This is a genomic window from Allobosea sp., from assembly GCF_051860145.1.
Lineage (GTDB): Bacteria > Pseudomonadota > Alphaproteobacteria > Rhizobiales > Beijerinckiaceae > Allobosea.
The window spans coordinates 49,142-65,725 of sequence record NZ_JBHYEM010000002.1 but is presented as its reverse complement, the minus strand read 5'-3'; the positions used below and the strand labels follow the sequence as shown (position 1 = coordinate 65,725).

Sequence of the window (16,584 nt, the reverse complement as noted above, 5' to 3'; positions counted from 1 at the left end):
GAGATGCCCATGAGCCGCAACGAGGCGGGCGCGCGCTACCGCGCCGACGATCTCGAAGCCTGTGCCCGGGCCCTGTTCGAGCGCGCCGGCCTGCCTCCCGACAGGGCGGCGGATGTCGCGGCGGTGCTGGTGGAGGGCGATTGCCTCGGCAAATCCACGCATGGTCTCACGCTGCTTCCGCTCTACCTGCGCGAGATCGAGGCCGGCGGCATGGCGGTATCCGGCGAGCCGAAGGTGGTGAACGATCTCGGCGCCTGCCTCACCTGGGACGGGCACAAGCTGCCCGGCCCGTGGCTGCTGCGCCGCGCGGTGGAGGAGGCGATGGCCCGCGCGAGCCGCTTCGGCATGGGCGCGGTCGCGATCCAGCGCAGCCACCACACGGCCTGCCTTGGGGCATATCTGAAGCCCGCGGTCGATGCGGGCTATATGATGCTGCTGACCTTGACCGATCCGGGCCATCGCAGCGTCGCCCCCTTCGGTGGTGTTACGCCAGTGCTGACCTCGAATCCGATCGCGTTCGGGGCACCGGCGCCGAACGGCCCGATCATGGTCGACATGTCGACCGCCCTGATGACCAATGGCGGCGTCGCAGCCTATCGCCAGCGCGGCGAGGCCCTGCCGCATCCGTTCCTGATGGACCATCTCGGCCGGCCGTCGACGGATCCCGCGATCATCGCCACGGATCCGCCCGGCACGATCCTGCCTCTGGGCGGGCTGGAAGCGGGGCATAAGGGCTTCTCGCTCGGCCTCATCGTCGAATTGCTGACGGGCTGCCTGACCGGCCGCGGCCGCGCCGATGCCGGCGACGGCTGGAGCGCCGCGGTCCTCGTCCTCATCATCGACCCGGCCGCCTTTGGCGGCGCCGAGGCTTTCCGCCGGCAGGTCGAGGCCCTGGTCGCGCTTTGCGAGGGATCGCAGACGCGGCGGGGTTTCGAGCGGGTCGAGCTTCCCGGCGCCCGTGCGCTGGCGCGGCGCGAGACGCAGCTGCGGGACGGCGTCGTCCTGTCGGACGCCATCGCCGGCTGCCTGGCGGAGAACGCCCGCCGGCTCGGCGTTCCGATGCCTGCGATCTGCTGACACCGCGGCAAAGCCGCTCATCCACCAACAAGAACAGCATCAGCGAGGAAGCCCATGTCTGCATCCATTGCGATCGATAAATCACCGGCCGAACAGGCCAATATCCGGCGCGCCGTCAGCGCCGCGACGATCGGCACGGTCATCGAGTGGTTCGATTACGCGCTTTACGGAGCCGCGGCGGGCCTGATCATCAACAAGCTCTTCTTTCCGCAATTCTCTGCCTCGGCGGGTGTGCTCGCGGCCTTCGCGACCTTTGCGGTCGGCTTCTTCAGCCGGCCGCTCGGCGGCGTCCTGATCTCGCATATGGGCGACCGCTTCGGGCGCAAGCCGGCGCTGATCTTCACCATCGCGCTGATGGGCGCGTCCACCGTCGCGATGGGCTTGCTGCCGACCTATGACCAGATCGGCATCTGGGCGCCCGTCCTGCTCGTCCTGCTGCGGCTGCTGCAAGGCTTCGGCGCCGGGGCCGAATATGCCGGGGCGGTGACGCTCGTCGCCGAATATGTCCCGCCCGAGCGCAAGGCCTATTACACGGCCTATCTCCAGGCCGCGACGGTCGTCGGCATCATGCTCGCGACGCTGATGTTCCTGATCGTCTCCTATCTGCCGGAGGAGACGCTGTTCGGCTGGGCCTGGCGCGTGCCGTTCCTGGTCTCGGCGCTGCTCTTCTTCGTCGCCCTCTACATCCGCAAGAACCTGGACGAGACGCCGGAATATGTCGCGGCGATGGAGCGTGCCGCCGAGAAGCGCGTCGAAGCCAAGGTCCCCCTGGGCGAACTCGTTCGCAACAGTCCCCGCGAGCTGCTCTTCGGCTTCCTGTCCGTCACCGGCCACAACGCCAATGCCTATATCCTGAGCGCCTTCAGCCTCAGCTACATGACCAACACGCTCGGCATGAGCCGCACCGACTCGCTGACGGCGGTGATCATCGCGACGCTAACCGGCATCGTCATGACGCCGCCGCTGGGCGCTCTCGCCGACCGCATCGGCCACGCCAAGGTCTATCTCTTCGGCGCGATCTTCGTGTTCCTCTACGCCTTCCCGATGTTCGCGCTGCTCGACACGAAGAACGTCGTCCTCGCCACGCTGGCGCTCAGCATCGGCTACGGCATCGGCTTCGGCGGCCTCGCGGCTGCGCAGGGCGCCTTCTTGGCGAACCTCTTCCCGACGCGCTACCGCTTCTCCGGCATCGCCATGACCCGTGAGCTCAACGGCATGCTGATCGCCGGCCCGACGCCGTTCATCGCCGCCGCGCTGGTCTCGGCCGGCGGCGGCAAGCCGACCTGGGTCGTGGCCTATCTGATGGTCTGCTGCGCGGTGACCGCCTTCGCGGTCATCGCCATCCGGGCCCGGTCATACGAGCGCGGAACCGACTAGCGGCACTTCCCAGATCGGGAAAAGCGCCAGGGAGCGTTCCTGCGTCCTGCGCCAATGGTTCGGTAGACTCCCGCGAACCGGGCGGTCTACCGGACTTCGTTGATATAGGCGTGGGCGCGCGTTGTGGCGCGATGATAACCAAGGATGGTCGGCGTTCCGGCCTGATCATAGGCGGTCTCGTCGATCGTCAGCACGGCTTCCCGCCCGTCGAGGTCGAGCAGCGCGATATCCTCATCACTGGCGAGATCGGCGGTGATCGTCTCGCGCACGGCCGAGATGCGGATGCCGTAGCGCTCCAGCAGGTAGAGATAGAGCAAGGCCGGCAGGGCGGCCGGATCGAGCGGCCAGTCGGGCAGGCGCGCCGCCGCGATGACGAGACGGTCATGCATCACCGGGCGGCCATCGGCATGCCGGATCCGATGCAGCCTCATGACGGCGGCTTCCGGCTCGATCTGCAGCGCTGCGGCTTCCTCGGCCGTGGCCGGGGCGATCCCGACGCTCAGCATCTGCACCTGCGAGCGCACGAGGCTGCCATCGGCCCGGTGCAGCCGAAAATACTGGAAGAAGAAACGCAGGCTGTGATGCGGGCTGCGGCCGGTCACCACCGTGCCGGTCTTGCGCCGGCGCGACAATAGACCTTCCGCAACGAGATCGCTCATGGCGCGCCGCATCGTGCCGACCGCGATGCCGAAGCTCTGCGCGAGCGCGGTCTCGTTCGGCAGCACCATGCCGGGCTGCCATTCGCCGACCAGGATCGCTTCCGACATGTGGCGCTTCACCTTTTCATAGAGCGGCGCTGCGTCGCTGGCTGTCAGGTTCGGAATGGCCGGAAGCGGATCTTTCCGCTGCGTGCCGGGTTTGGCGGCAGGAGGCGTCGCTTTTTTGGCGTTGACAGCCGGCATATGTTCATTCCTATTTCTATATAGTTTATATGAAAGAGGGGTGCCTGCAATGCCAACGCCGCTCCCGCCTGCGGGTCTTGTCCATCGCAGATCACGGCGCAGCGCGACAAGCGCCGTCTTGGCTGGTTGATGAGCGTCGTCACGCATCGCGAACAGGTGCCGCCTGTCGAGCAGGCGCTGGCGTTCATTGCCGGCGAGGTCGAGACGGCCGTCGCCGATCTCGGCCGGATGATTTCGGTCGACACGACCTTCCCGCCCGGCCTCGGCTACGATGATTTCGCCGGGCTGATGGAGGAGATGGTCTCAGCCCTCGGCTTCGCGCATGAGCGCGTGGTGGTGCCGGACGCCTTGTGGCAGGTGCCGAACGGCCCGGCCAGCGGCCGGCGCACCAATCTCGTCGCGACGCGGCGCAGCGGCAAACCCGTCTGCGGGCTCTATTTCCATGTCGACACCGTGCCCGCCGCGCCGGGCTGGCAGCATGATCCGCTGCGCCTGACGCGCGAGGGCGACAGGCTGATCGGGCTGGGCGCCGCGGACATGAAAGGCTGCATCGCCGCCATCCTCCTGGCGCTGCGGGCCGCGCAGGCCTGCGGGGTCGAGCTCGCCTATGATCCGATGCTGCTCTTTTGCACAGACGAGGAGGGCGGCCTCTATCCGGGCATCCGTTATCTCGCCGAGCAGGGACGCCTTGAAGGCCATATCCTCAACTTCAACGGCAGCGCCGAGCCGCGGATCTGGGCGGGCTGCTTCGGCCTGTTCAACCTTCTCGTGCGCGTCCATGGCCAGGCCGTGCATGCGGGCGAGGGCAATCGTATGGGCAGCGGGGCCAACGCGATCGAGGGCGCGTTGCCGCTGCTGAATGCGCTGGCTGCGCTCAAGGCTCGCATCGCCACACGGGTCTCGGCGCTTCCGCCGCCGCCGGGCAAGCCGCCGCTCGCGGCGCAGCTCAATATCGCGACGATCCAGGGCGGGACGGCCGGCGGGCAGGTGCCGGCATTGGTCGAGATCACCCTGAACCGCCGCTACGCTCCGGAAGAACAATTCGAGACCGTGCTGGCGGAAATCGAGGAGACGGTCCGCCGGTCGATCTCCCTGTCTCCTGGCCTCAGCGTCGAGACCGCGCTGGTGGGCCATCTCGCCCCGACAGCCGATCCGACCGGGCCGCATTGGCCGCGCTGGCAGGCGGCCGTCGGCAAGGGCTTCGGCTATGCGCTGGGCGATTTTCGCAAATGGGGCGCCGCGAGCTGCTCCGACTTCGGCTGGGTCCAGCGCACCGGCATGCAGGAGATCCTGCTCGGCGGCCTCGGGCGGCCGAGCCGCAACATCCATGCGCCGGGCGAACACACCACGATTCCCGACACCGTCTCGCTGGCGCAGGCGGTGCTGTCCTATCTCGCCGCCGATTTCCGGCCAGAGCTCATTCCCGAAACCCTCCCGCCCCGAACCTGAAGGAGCGCCGCCATGCCGACCATCCATCGTCGCGATTTTCTTGCCGCCTCCGCCGCTCTGAGCGGGCTAGCCATGACCGGCCTGCCGGCTTTCGGCCAGGCGCCCCGCCGTGGCGGCACCTTGCGGGTCAGCGTCGACCAGGCCGTCTCGAAGCTGAACCCGCTGGTGACGCGGGTGAACCCCGAATATCTCGTGGCGGAGCTGCTCTATTCCGGCCTGACGCGGCTCAAGGTCGATATGAGCGCGGAGCCCGACCTCGCCGAGTCCTGGACGAACTCGGCCGATCTGCTCGAGTGGACCTTCGTGCTGCGCAAGGGCGTCAGCTTCCATGACGGCAGCCCCTGCACGGCGGCCGACGTCGTCGCCACCTTCGAGGCCATCCTCGACGCCAAGACCGCTTCGCCCGCGCGGCAGAATGTCGGTCCGATCGCGAAGGTCGCCGCCAAGGACGAGACCACCGTCGTCTTCACCCTGTCGGCGCCCTTCGCCGACCTGCCGGTGACGCTCGCCTATACCAACGCCAAGATCATCCCTGCGGCGGTGATCAAGGCCGGGCTCGGCAAGCTCGACCGCGAGGCCGTCGGCACCGGCCCGTTCAAGCTCGTCTCCTTCGAGCCGGAGCGGCTGATCGTCGTTGCCCGCAACGACGCCTTCTATGACAAGGAGCGGCCCTATCTCGATAGGATCGAGGTCGTGGTCTACCCCGATGTCAGCGCCGAAGCCTCGGCCCTGATCTCGGGCGATACCGACCTGATCTCGACCACGCCGCCGACCGAGTTCGGCCGCCTGCAGAAGGCCTCGGGCATCAAGGCGCTGCGCGTCGCCTCCGGCCAGTTCTGCAACGTCAATTTCGGCTGCGACCAGAAGCCGTTCAACGATGTGCGCGTGCGCCAGGCCCTGGCATTGACCGTCGACCGCGCCGCGATGGTCGATTTCGTGACGGAAGGCTTCGGTTCGCCGGGCAACGACACGCCGCTCAACCCGGCCTATCGCTTCTATGCGGAGCAGCCTGCGAAGGCGGCGGATATCGCCAAGGCCAAGGCCCTGCTGACGGAAGCAGGCTATCCGAACGGGCTCGACGCCACGCTGATCGCCTCCGACCGGCCGGGCCAGCGCACCCAGCTCGCGGTGGCGCTGCGCGAGATGGCCAAGCCCGCCGGCTTCCGGATCAATGTCGAGACGATGCCGCACGCGACCTATCTCGATCAGGTCTGGAAGAAGGGCTCGTTCTATGTCGGCTTCTACAACATGCAGGCGACGGCGGACGCGATCTTCTCGCTGCTCTACACCTCCAACGCCGCCTGGAACGAGACGCGCTGGAACAACGCCGCCTTCGACAAGCTCGTCTTCGAGGCCCGCGCCACGACTGACGAGGCGAAGCGCCGGGCGCTCTATGCCGACGCGCAGAAGCTGATGCATGCCGAAGTGCCCTCGATCATCCCGGCCTTCTTCGATCTGCTCGCCGCGCAGCGCGAATGGGTGCAGGGCTATGCGCTGCATCCGCGCGGAGCGGTGTTCCGGCTCGATCATGTCTCGCTCGGCGCCAATGCGCCGAAGCGCGGCTGAGCGCGGGCGGGCCAGAGCGTGTCGCCAGCCTATATCCTCAAGCGCGTCGCGCTGATCGGCTACACCCTGTTCGTGGTGTCGCTGATCGTCTTCGCGATCACTCAGATCCTGCCCGCCGACGCGGCGGTGATGATGCTGGGCGAGAACGCGACGCCCGAAGCGCTGGCGGCGCTGCGGACCAAGATGGGGCTGAACGACCCGATCTGGCTGCAATACGGGCATTGGCTGGCGGGGGTCGTCCAGGGCGATTTCGGCCTGTCGATGCGCACCGGCCAGCCGGTGGCGCCGGTGATGATCGAGGCGCTCGGGCGCTCGCTCCTGCTCGCCCTGTTCTCGATCCTGCTGATGCTGGCGCTCGCCGTGCCGCTGGGCATCATCGCGGCCGTACGGCGTGGGCGGGCGGCGGATCTCGGGGTCAGCTTCATCTCCTATATCGGCGTCTCGGTGCCGGAATTCGTCACCGCGACGCTGGTGGTGCTCGTGCTGGCGGACTGGCTGCAATGGCTGCCGGCGACGGGCTATGTCCCGCTCACCGAAGACCCGGTGCGCGGGCTGAAGCATCTTGCCCTGCCGGTCCTCACCGTCTCGGTGATCCTGATCGCGCATGTCTCGCGCATGGTGCGCTCCGAGCTCGTCGACGTGCTGCACACCGACTACATCCGGGCGGCGCGTCTGAAGGGCCTCTCGAAGCGCACGGTCCTCTACAAGCACGCGCTGCGCAATGCGCTGCTGCCGACCATCACCATCGTCGCGCTCGATGTCGGCTACCTGCTCGGCGGCGTCATCGTCGTCGAGGAGATCTTTGCCCTGCCGGGGATCGGGCGCCAGCTCATCGTCGCGATCCAGAGCCGCGACCTGCCCTCGATCCAGGCCGGCGCGCTGATCATGGCCGCGACCTACGCCATCGCGAACTTCCTGGCCGACATCGCCTATGCCTGGCTCGACCGGAGGATCCAGTATGATTGAAATCCTCAAGCGGATGCTGCGCTCGCCGCAAGGCGCGCTCGGCCTGGGCCTCGTCGCGCTGATCGTGTTCGTCGTCCTGATCGGGCCCTGGCTCGCGCCGTTCAATCCCGAGACGATGGCGCCGCTGCAGCGCTACAAGCCGCCGAGCGCGCAGTTCTGGCTCGGCACCGACCAGTATGGCCGCGACATCCTCAGCCGCCTGCTGCATGGCGCGCGCGCGACCGTCGTCATGGCCGTGTTCGCGACCGCGCTCGGCACGCTCGCCGGCGCGCTGATCGGCACGGTCTCCGCCTTCCTGGGCGGCCGCAGCGACGAAGGGATCATGCGCACCGTCGATGCGATCATGTCGATTCCCAGCCTGCTGCTGGCGCTGCTGATCGTGAACCTGCTCGGCAAGAGCAGCCTCAACGCATTGCTGGCGATCGCCATCGCCTTCGCACCCGGCATGGCGCGGGTGACGCGCTCGGTCGCGCTCGCCGTGCGCAAGCAGGATTACGTCAATGCTGCGATCGCGCGCGGCGAGAGCGCGAGCTTCATCGTCTGGCGCGAGATGCTGCCCAATGTGATCGCCCCGATCATCGTCGAGATGACGATCCGCGTCGCCTTCGCGGTGATGCTGTTCGCGACGCTCTCCTTCCTCGGGCTCGGCGCGCAGCCGCCGGCCTCCGAATGGGGGCTGATGGTCTCCGAAGCGCGCCGCTTCATGCATCTCAGCCCCTGGATGATCCTGTGGCCGAGCCTGGCGGTGGCGCTCGTCGCGATCGGCTTCAACCTGCTCGGCGACGGCCTGCGCGATGCGCTCAACCCGCGGACGTGAGGCAGCGATGACGACACCGATCCTCGACATTGCCGGCTACAGCCTGGACTACGCGACGCCGGCCGGCTTCAGCCGCGCGCTCGACGAGGTCACGCTTTCGATCGCGAAGGGCGAGGTGCTGGGGCTCGTCGGCGAATCCGGCTCCGGCAAGACCTCGCTGGCCTGGGCCGTCATGCGCTATCTGCCGGAAAGCGTGCGCGAGGCTGGCGCGATCCGGCTCACCGGGCAGGATCTGATCACTGCCAGCGAAGGCGAGGTCGAGGCCATGCGCGGGCGGCGCATCGGCATGGTCTTCCAGGACCCGAGCACATCGCTGAACCCGACGCTGCCGCTCGGCGAGCAGCTCGCGGAGGTGCTGGTGCGCCATCGCGGCCTGACACACCGCCAGGCCTGGGCCGAGGGCGAGGCCATGCTCGCCCGCGTCGGGCTGAAGCTGCCGGCCGAGATGATGCGGCGCTATCCGCATGAGGCTTCCGGCGGCGAGAAGCAGCGCGTCGTGATCGCCACCGCCTTCGCCTGCCAGCCGGAATGCATCATCTTCGACGAGCCGACGACGGCGCTGGACGTAATCACGGCCCGCCAGATCCTCGACCTCTTCGCCGAGCTCCAGGCCGAGACCGGCGTCGCCTCGCTCTATATCTCGCATGATCTCGCGCTGGTCTCGCAGATCGCCTCACGCGTCGCGGTGATCCATCGCGGCCGGATCGTGGAGCAGGGCGCGGTCGGCGAGGTCTTCGCTAGGCCCCAGGACGCCTATACGCAGAAGCTGCTGGCGGCCGTGCCCCGGCCCGACCATCGCCTCGTCGAGGGCAGCGCGCCCGAGGCGGGCGCGCCGCTGGTCGAGGTCGAGAAGGTCAGCGTGCATTACGGCCGCAAGCCGTTCCTGTCCGGGCTGCTCGGGCGGGCGAACACGCAGTTCACCGGCAATCGCGAGGTCAGCCTCTCGGTCATGCCGGGCGAGATCCTTGGCATCGTCGGCGAATCCGGCTCGGGCAAGTCGACCCTCGCGAGGGCGATGACCGGGCTGAACCCGTTCGAGGGCGAGATCCGCTTCGCCGGGCGCAGGATCACCGGCCTGAAGGACATGGACCGGGCCTATCGCCGCGACGTCCAGATCATCTTCCAGCACCCGGATTCCTCGCTCAATCCGCGCCAGCGCATCCGCGAGATCCTCTCGCGCCCGCTCGAGCTCTATGGCGAGGCCGGCACGCGCAAGGACGCCGCGGCGATCGGAGAGCTGCTCGAGCAGGTGCGCCTGCCGGCTGCTTACGCCGAGCGCTATCCGCACCAGCTTTCAGGCGGGGAGAAGCAGCGCGTCGCGATCGCGCGCGCCTTCGCCTCGAAGCCGAAACTCGTGATCTGCGACGAGATCACCTCGGCCCTCGACGTCTCGGTGCAGGCCTCCGTGGTCGAGCTGCTCGTCGATCTGCAGAAGCGTTTCGGCACGGCCTATCTCTTCATCACGCATGATCTCAACCTGGTGCGCCAGATCGCCCACCGGATCGCCGTGATGTATCGCGGCGACCTCGTCGATCTCGTCGATGTCGCCGCGCTCTCGGGCGGGACGCTCCACCCCTATACCCGCTCGCTGCTCGAGGCCGTGCCGGCCCCGGCCCATGCCGCCTGACGCTGAAGGATATGACGATGGATCGCGCTGCCCTCCTGGCCCGTCTCGATGAGAAGGCCGCCCTCGATTTCCTCAGCCAGATGGTGCGCCACAAGAGCTATTCGCAGACCGAGGGCGAGCGCGTGCTGGCCGACTTCATGGCCGACAGGATGCGCGAACTCGGCATCGAGAGCGAGCTGCAGCCGGTCGAGGGCGAGCGCGTCAACGCGATCGGCCGCTGGAAGGGCACGGGCGGCGGCAAGAGCCTGCTCTTCAACGGACATCTCGACACCAACCCCGCGACCGAGGGCTGGACCGTCGACCCCTGGGGTGGGCTCGTTGACGACAAGTTCATCTACGGGATCGGCGTCTCGAACATGAAGGCGGGCGACGCCGCCTATTTCTGCGCGGTCAAGACGCTGGTCGATGCCGGCGTGAAGCTGAAGGGCGATGTCGTGCTGACCTTCGTCGTCGGCGAATTGCAGGGCGGCGTCGGCACGGTCGCGGCGATCCGCAACGGGGTGAGGGCGGACTATTTCATCAATTCCGAGCCGAGCGACCTGCAGGCCATCACCATGCATGCCTGCGCCTTCACCTTCGTCATCGAGCTTGTCGGCAATACCCGCCACCTCTCCAAGCGCGAGCAGGCGGTCGACGCGATCGTCGCCGCCACCGACCTGATCCCGCGCCTCAACGCCATGACCTTCTCCGGCGCGAAATCGGAGGAGCACCGCTCGATCAACCGCGTCCATGTCGGTGTCGTCCACGGCGCGCTCGGCAAGGAGCTGCACGAGTGGCGCGCGCCACAGGTTGCCGATTTCGTCAAGATCAAGGGCTCGGGCCGCTATGCGCCGGGCCAGAACGAGGCCGGCGCGATCGCCGACATGCGCCGGGAGCTCGACGCGCTCGAAGCCCGTTTCCCCGGCCTCAAGGCGACGATCCATGTCGAGAAGGCGGAAGGCCACCAGTCGATGCCGGCCTTCGAGGTCGCCAGGGGCGCGCGCATCGTCAGGACGATCAACGCCGCCCATGAGGCCGTGCGCGGCGAGGCCCAGCCGACGGGCGCGATCGCTCCGCCCTGCTATTTCGGCACCGATGCCGGCCATCTCTACGCGGAAGCCGGCATGGAAGGCATCGTCTGCGGGCCGGGCGGGCGCTACAACACCATGCCGGACGAGCGCGTCGACATCGCCGACTATCTCGACATGATCCGCATCTACATGCTCTGCATCCTCGACATCTGCGAGCAGGCCTGAGCCGCATGTTCGCAAGCGAGGAATTCGCGCGGCGTGTCGAGAAGGCCCGCGCCGCGATGGCGGAGGCGAGCGTCGACCTGCTGCTGGTCGACCATGCCGAGCTCCTCGCCTGGCTGACCGGCTACACGGTGTCCGAAACCATGTACCGGGCGGCGTTCCTGCCTCTGGAGGGCGAACCCTGGTTCGTGCTGCGCGATCTCGACACCGGGCCCTGCCGGGCCGCCTGCTGGTTCGAGGATATCGTCGGCTTTCCCGACACGGCCGACCCGCACGAGATCATGGCGAGCACGGTCCGTCAGCGCGGCTATGAGTCGGCGCGCATCGGTGCGGACCACGTTTCCTACGGCTTCACCGCTGCCACCCGCGACAGGCTCGCGGCGCTGCTTCCTGAAGCGCGCTTCGTCGACATGAGCGGCGAGAGCGACCTGCTCCGGCAGGTCAAATCCGGCGCCGAGATCGCGCTTCTGGCACAGGCCGCCGGGATCGCGGACATGGCCATGGCGGCGATCGTGGGCGCTGCCCGGCCAGGCCTGTCGCCGCGCAAGGCGGCAGCCATCGCCGCCGCCAGCTTTCTCGACAACGGGGCCGATACCGGAGAGACCGGGCCGATCGTGCCGGGGATCGGCGATCACGAGTTTCTTCACGGCGTGATGACCTCGCAGGTATTCGGCGATGGGGACGTGCTGCATGTCGAGTTGATCCCGAAGGTCCGCAATTACGGCGCGCGATTGATGCGCCCGGTCCTGATCGGCGCCGACAAGCGCGGCATCGGCCCGATCGCCGAGCGGCTCGTGGCCTTGCAGGACCGGCAGTTCGCGGCGATGCGGCCGGGCGCGCTGGCATGCGATGTCGATGCCGTGCTGCGCGAGGCGGTGCTCGCGGAGGGCCTGCGCCCGAGCTACGACAATGTCAGCGGCTATACGCTCGGCCTCTATGGCCGCACGCCGCGCCCGAGCGATTTCTCGCGCGTTTTCCTGCCCAATGCGCGCTGGCGGCTCGAGGAAGGCATGGTCTTCCACATGTATGTCTCGGCCGGCGGGCTCGGCTTCAGCGAGACGATCGTGGTGCGTCCCGCGGGGGCGGAACGCCTGACGACCACGCCGCGGCGGCTCTTGGGTACCGATCGCGCTCCCTGATGCTCCCAAAAGGCGCGGCTAGCGGCCCTTGGCGGTGCCGATGAGAACCGCGCGCCGGATCGGGAAGTCGGCTTTTGCCAGCAGCAGGCGGAGCGCCGACAAGGCAGCGGCGCTCGAAAGCTCGAGACGCAGATCGTCAGTGGCCAACCGGGCCTGGTCGCGCTCGGCCTCCTGCGCCTCGACATCGATCGCGCTGCCCTTCGACCCCGCGAGCGCCGCAACGGCCTGATAGGTCACCGTCGCGCCGTTGATCGCGGCGAGCGGCGAGCCGCCGGGGAATTTCGCGCGATAGTCCTCGCCGGCGAGGACGCGCGACAATCGCGGAAACGGCTCGACGGCGACCAGGCGCGGCAACCGATCGATCAGGCCCTCCCTGAGCTGCTCCGCCAGCCCGAGATAGAGGCCCCAGAGAACGTCGCCCCGCGCCGTCGGCACGATCACGACATCGGCTGCCGCGGCAGCGGGGTCCGCGGCGAGCTCGTAGCCGAGCGTCTTGTAGCCGTCGACACCGAACGGGTGGCTGCCGACGGGAGGGTCGAGATAGTTGGTCGCCGACAGCCAACCCTTTTGCCGCACCAGCTCGGCGACATGGCGCCAGCGGGCGAGCGAATCCGGCTCGATATGCACGCGCGCACCGGCGCGCTCGATCGAGTCGCGATAAGCCGTTCCGGTTCCCCTGGTCATGACGACAAGGCAGGGGATTCCGACGGCGGCGGCATAGACCGCGAGCGACAGGCCGGCATTGCCGCTGGACGCCGCGACGACGCCGGGTGCGCCGATATCGAGCGCCCGGGCGACGAATTGGGCGCTCATGCGATCCTTGTGCGAGCCCGAGGGATTCGCGCCCTCGTATTTGAGGTGGAGCGCATCGAGCCCGAGCTCGGCCGCAATCCGGTCGAGCGGCAGGAGCGGCGTGTCGCCTTCGCCGAGGCTCGGGAAGAGCCGGTAAGGCAATCTTTCAGCGAAGCGCCGCATGCCGCGGCCGATCCCGGCCGTGGCGAGCGGCGGCAAGTCGTCGAAACGTGGCACGACGCTCGCGGGAAAACCGAGCGCAAGGCAGGCCGGGCAGCCTTCGGCGTGGTCCGCGATCGGCTGCGCTTCGCCGCAGCGCAGGCAGGCAAAGCCACGCAGGCGCGTATTGATCTCGGCCATGCTCATGACAGGCGGCCGCGGCCGTCATAAGGGGCGAGAATCTGGAAGAGACAGTCGCCGCGCCCGGTCCAGGCCACCGCGCGCTTGCAAATGACAAGCCCGGTCGCCTCGGCATGAACGGGCACTGGCTCGCGCCAGGGCGTTTCAGGGAAGCTGATCTGTCCGGCGAATGCGCCCACGGTCACCTCGTCTCCCAGCTCGAGTGCCGGCTCGAAAACCCCGGTCTCCGAGGCCAGGATATAGGACAACGCCCCTTCGACCTTCATCAGCCGCAGCGCGTCGGGATCGGCCGGCGGCGCCTCCTTGAGGATACCGGCCTGATGCAGCACTCGCCGGATGCCGGCCTCCGCCAGACGCGTGCCGTCGCGGTCGATGCTGGCGCCGCCGCCGAGCTCGGTGGTGATCGCGACCACGCCGCAACGGTCGGCGGCGGCCCCAAAGGTCCGCTCGGCGCCCTGGTTGCGTCCATCGGTGACGTAGGCGAACTCGCCGCCAAAGGCCTTCAGCGCGGCGAATTGCCGGCGCACGAAATCGTCGCTGCCATTGTCGCGCACGATCGCGCAGGGCAGGTAGACGAGGGATGAGCCGCCCGAATGCAGGTCGATCGCCAGATCGGCCATCGGCAGCAATTCGCTTTCGACATAGTGAGCGATCATCGCCGTCGGCTCGCCGTCCGCATCGCCTGGGAACAGGCGGTTGAGATTGCCGCCATCCAGCGGGGACGTCCGGCGAGCCGCGGCCACCGCAGGCAGGTTCAGCGCCGGCAGGATCAGTACCCGCCCGTCGATCTGATGCGGCTCCAGTTCGCGGATGAGGCGGCCGAGCGCGATCTGGCCCTCATATTCGTCGCCATGGTTTCCGGCGACGAGCAGGGCCGTCGGTCCATTGCCGTTGCGGATGCAGACGAACGGGATCTGGATGCGGCCATAGGCCGATTCATGGGTCGAATAGGGCAGGGACAGGAAGCCGCAATGCTTGCCGTCCTCGTCTAGGGGAACACGCGTGGTGATCCGCGACCGCGTCCGGTCCTTCAGGGCAGCTTGGTTCATCGCTCATCTCTCGCAGGCATCGGCCGCCGCGTTCAGGTCACGCGAGGCGGCCGAAGCGAGCGGGTTCGATTCGACGCTAGGCGCGAGGATGATCAGCGTCTAATACAAACGAGCCAGTATTTCATGTTCAAAACTTATGATGTAGCCCATGAATCTCCGACAGATCGAAGCTTTCCGGATGGTGATGCTGACCGGGACCGTCACCGGGGCGGCCGAGCGCCTGAGCATTTCGCAGCCCGCGGTGAGCCGCTTGCTGTCGCTGCTCGAGGCCAAAACCGGGCTCACTCTCTTCACGCGCTCGAAACAGCGGCTGCAGCCGACGCCCGAAGCCCTGCTGTTCCTCCGCGAGGTCGATCGGTCCTTCGTCGGCCTGGAAAAGCTGGAACGGGCAGCGCACAACATCCGGACCGCCGCGACGGGATCGCTGCGCATCGCCAGCATCCCCATCGTCGGGCTGGTGTTCCTCCCGCGGGTCATCGCGCGCTATCGCCGGCTGCATCCGGACGTGGCGATCGGCCTGCAGACCCGCAGTTCGGCGACCGTGATGGATTGGATGGCCTCGTCCAACTGGATGGCCACGTCCAACTACGACCTCGGCTTCGCCAGCAGCGGCCCGGAACAGTCCAACATCCAGAAGATCGCCTATGCCGCCATTCCCGGGGTCTGCATCCTGCCGGCCGGGCACCGGCTGGCGGCCAAGAGCTCCGTCGAGGTCGGCGATCTCGAAGGCGAGGAGTTCATCTCGCTGGATCCGGCCGACGGCAATCGCGTCGCGGTCGACAAGGTCTTCCAGGCGGCGGATGTGCGCCGGCGGATGAGCATCGAGGCGCCCTACGCGCTTGCGGTGGCCAACATGGTCGCGGCGGGAGCCGGCGTTTCGGTCGTCAGCCCGCTGGCGACGCTCGGCTTCTCCGAAGAGGCCCTGGTGGTCCGTCCGTTCGCTCCTGTCGTCCGTTTCGGATTCTCGCTGCTCCTGCGGAAGGACATCCCCCTGTCGCTCGCAGCCCGGGCCTTTCTGGACATTACGCGGGCGCATCTCGTCGAGCTTTACGGACAGGATGCACTGGTCGCCTCGGTCTAGAGCCGGATGACTTCAGTTGGAATCGCTTTGCGGTTCCAACTGAAGTCTGAATCCGTCTCTCATCAAAAAGTTAGAGCAGGATCGATGCGAAAAACCGGTTCCCGCTTTTTCGCATCCTGCTCTAGAGGTTGATAACATCAACGCATGAAGTCGCCATTTCTTTGTATTGGACAGGGCCTGTAGCGGCTTGTTCAATCCTCGCCAGATTGCGGGATCGCCAACGGCCGGCCCGGCCATGTCGGGTATGGCAGCGGAGTTGCACATGTTCGCCAGCCGACTGATCCAACGCCGCGGATTTCTGACGGCGCTCCTGCTCGGCGCGACCATGTTCGGCTCTGCGCCGCTCTCGGCCGAGACGGCGGGTGACCGCGTCCTGCGCGAAAAGAAGCTCTCGATCGGAATCCACAACCGGCCGCCCTGGGGCATTCGTGGCAGCGACGGCCAGGCGACCGGCTTTCACCCCGATCTCGTCCGCGCCGCCTTCGCCCCGCTCGGCGTGACCGAGATCGCCTTCACGATCTCGGATTTCGGCGCGCTCATCCCGGGCTTGATCGCAAACCGCTTCGACATGGTCGCGTCGGGGCTCGGCATCACGCCGGAACGCTGCAAGGTCGTCGCCTTCAGCGATCCGGACATGTCGATCGGAGACGCCCTGCTGGTGAAGGCGGGCAATCCCCTCGGCGTCCACAGCTACAAGGACATCGCCGCCAACCCCAAGGTCAGGCTCGGCGCCTCGCGGGGCAGCGCGAACGGCAAGAACGCCACGCTGGCAGGCGTCCCCGAGAGCCAGATGATGCTGTTCCAGAACACGGAAGCCTCAATGTCGGCCCTCATGGCCGGCCGCGTCGACGTGCTGACCTTCTCGTCGCCGACCGTCGTCGGGTTCCTCCAGGATCCCAACATCACTGGCGTCGAGCGCGTCAAACCCTTCACCGGCTATATCAAGCCGAACGGGCGCGAGAGCGCGCTGTCTTCGGCGATCGCCTTCCGGCCGGCGGATGCCGATCTGCGCGACCTCTACAACAAGCGTCTCGCCGAGATGAAGGCCGATGGCAGCCTGGCGGCGATCATGAAGAAATACGGCTTCGGTGACGCGGAAAAGGCTCCCGAGCTCACCGCGCAGCAGATCTGTGCCGGCGAGGACTAGAAG

The 16,584-nt window shown here is 67.6% G+C and carries 14 protein-coding genes; 11 read left to right on the top strand and 3 right to left on the bottom strand.

Translation table 11 applies throughout. The annotated features are described in order from the left end of the window. The first annotated feature begins 9 nt into the window (after positions 1-9). Both ACTIF2_RS03595 and ACTIF2_RS03590 read left to right on the top strand, forming a co-directional pair. The gene (locus ACTIF2_RS03595) at positions 10-1,077 is read left to right on the top strand and encodes an Ldh family oxidoreductase (protein ID WP_439495668.1); all 1,068 of its coding nucleotides are present in this window, start codon (positions 10-12) and stop codon (positions 1,075-1,077) included. Positions 1,078-1,131: 54 nt separating this feature from the next. Further along, positions 1,132-2,454, top strand: coding sequence for an MFS transporter (locus tag ACTIF2_RS03590; RefSeq protein WP_439495667.1), 1,323 nt, complete (start codon positions 1,132-1,134; stop codon positions 2,452-2,454). An 86-nt stretch (positions 2,455-2,540) separates the two neighbouring features. On the opposite strand, the gene ACTIF2_RS03585 is transcribed toward ACTIF2_RS03590, so the two are convergent. Continuing rightward, complete coding sequence (locus ACTIF2_RS03585; protein WP_439495666.1) at positions 2,541-3,356, bottom strand: GntR family transcriptional regulator; 816 nt, start codon at positions 3,354-3,356, stop codon at positions 2,541-2,543. Between the two features lie 129 nt (positions 3,357-3,485). Between ACTIF2_RS03585 and ACTIF2_RS03580 the strand changes: the two genes are divergently transcribed. Genes ACTIF2_RS03580 through ACTIF2_RS03550 form a run of 7 tightly spaced genes read left to right on the top strand, consistent with a single transcriptional unit; the run spans position 3,486 to position 12,152 of the window. Then, positions 3,486-4,805 (top strand): M20 family metallopeptidase, encoded by a 1,320-nt coding sequence (locus ACTIF2_RS03580; protein ID WP_439495665.1) that lies wholly within the window; start codon positions 3,486-3,488, stop codon positions 4,803-4,805. A 12-nt stretch (positions 4,806-4,817) separates the two neighbouring features. Continuing rightward, on the top strand, positions 4,818-6,371 hold the full coding sequence (locus ACTIF2_RS03575; protein ID WP_439495664.1) for an ABC transporter substrate-binding protein: 1,554 nt from the start codon (positions 4,818-4,820) through the stop codon (positions 6,369-6,371). Positions 6,372-6,389: 18 nt separating this feature from the next. Continuing rightward, a complete protein-coding gene (locus tag ACTIF2_RS03570) occupies positions 6,390-7,337 on the top strand; it encodes an ABC transporter permease (protein ID WP_439495663.1) in 948 nt (315 codons plus the stop codon). Continuing rightward, complete coding sequence (locus ACTIF2_RS03565; protein WP_439495662.1) at positions 7,330-8,154, top strand: ABC transporter permease; 825 nt, start codon at positions 7,330-7,332, stop codon at positions 8,152-8,154. The genes ACTIF2_RS03570 and ACTIF2_RS03565 overlap by 8 nt, the downstream gene beginning before the upstream one ends. 7 nt (positions 8,155-8,161) lie before the next feature. Beyond that, positions 8,162-9,781: a dipeptide ABC transporter ATP-binding protein gene (locus ACTIF2_RS03560; RefSeq protein WP_439495661.1), complete on the top strand. Its 1,620-nt coding sequence runs from the start codon at positions 8,162-8,164 to the stop codon at positions 9,779-9,781. Between the two features lie 17 nt (positions 9,782-9,798). After that, the gene (locus ACTIF2_RS03555; RefSeq protein ID WP_439495660.1) at positions 9,799-11,016 is read left to right on the top strand and encodes a M20 family metallopeptidase; all 1,218 of its coding nucleotides are present in this window, start codon (positions 9,799-9,801) and stop codon (positions 11,014-11,016) included. Between the two features lie 5 nt (positions 11,017-11,021). Then, positions 11,022-12,152: a M24 family metallopeptidase gene (locus ACTIF2_RS03550; RefSeq protein ID WP_439495659.1), complete on the top strand. Its 1,131-nt coding sequence runs from the start codon at positions 11,022-11,024 to the stop codon at positions 12,150-12,152. Positions 12,153-12,170: 18 nt separating this feature from the next. Here ACTIF2_RS03550 and ACTIF2_RS03545 read toward each other — a convergent pair whose 3' ends face one another. Both ACTIF2_RS03545 and ACTIF2_RS03540 read right to left on the bottom strand, forming a co-directional pair. After that, positions 12,171-13,304, bottom strand: a complete 1,134-nt coding sequence (locus ACTIF2_RS03545; RefSeq protein ID WP_439495658.1) for a pyridoxal-phosphate dependent enzyme — start codon at positions 13,302-13,304, stop codon at positions 12,171-12,173. Between the two features lie 2 nt (positions 13,305-13,306). Next, positions 13,307-14,353 (bottom strand): succinylglutamate desuccinylase/aspartoacylase family protein, encoded by a 1,047-nt coding sequence (locus ACTIF2_RS03540; protein WP_439495657.1) that lies wholly within the window; start codon positions 14,351-14,353, stop codon positions 13,307-13,309. A gap of 148 nt (positions 14,354-14,501) precedes the next feature. On the opposite strand from ACTIF2_RS03540, the gene ACTIF2_RS03535 reads away from it, so the two are divergent. Together ACTIF2_RS03535 and ehuB are read left to right on the top strand one after the other, a co-directional pair. Further along, positions 14,502-15,434: a LysR substrate-binding domain-containing protein gene (locus tag ACTIF2_RS03535; RefSeq protein ID WP_439495656.1), complete on the top strand. Its 933-nt coding sequence runs from the start codon at positions 14,502-14,504 to the stop codon at positions 15,432-15,434. A 262-nt stretch (positions 15,435-15,696) separates the two neighbouring features. After that, entirely contained in the window at positions 15,697-16,581 is an 885-nt protein-coding gene (gene ehuB, locus ACTIF2_RS03530) for an ectoine/hydroxyectoine ABC transporter substrate-binding protein EhuB (protein ID WP_439495655.1), read from the top strand. The last annotated feature ends 3 nt before the right edge of the window (positions 16,582-16,584 follow it).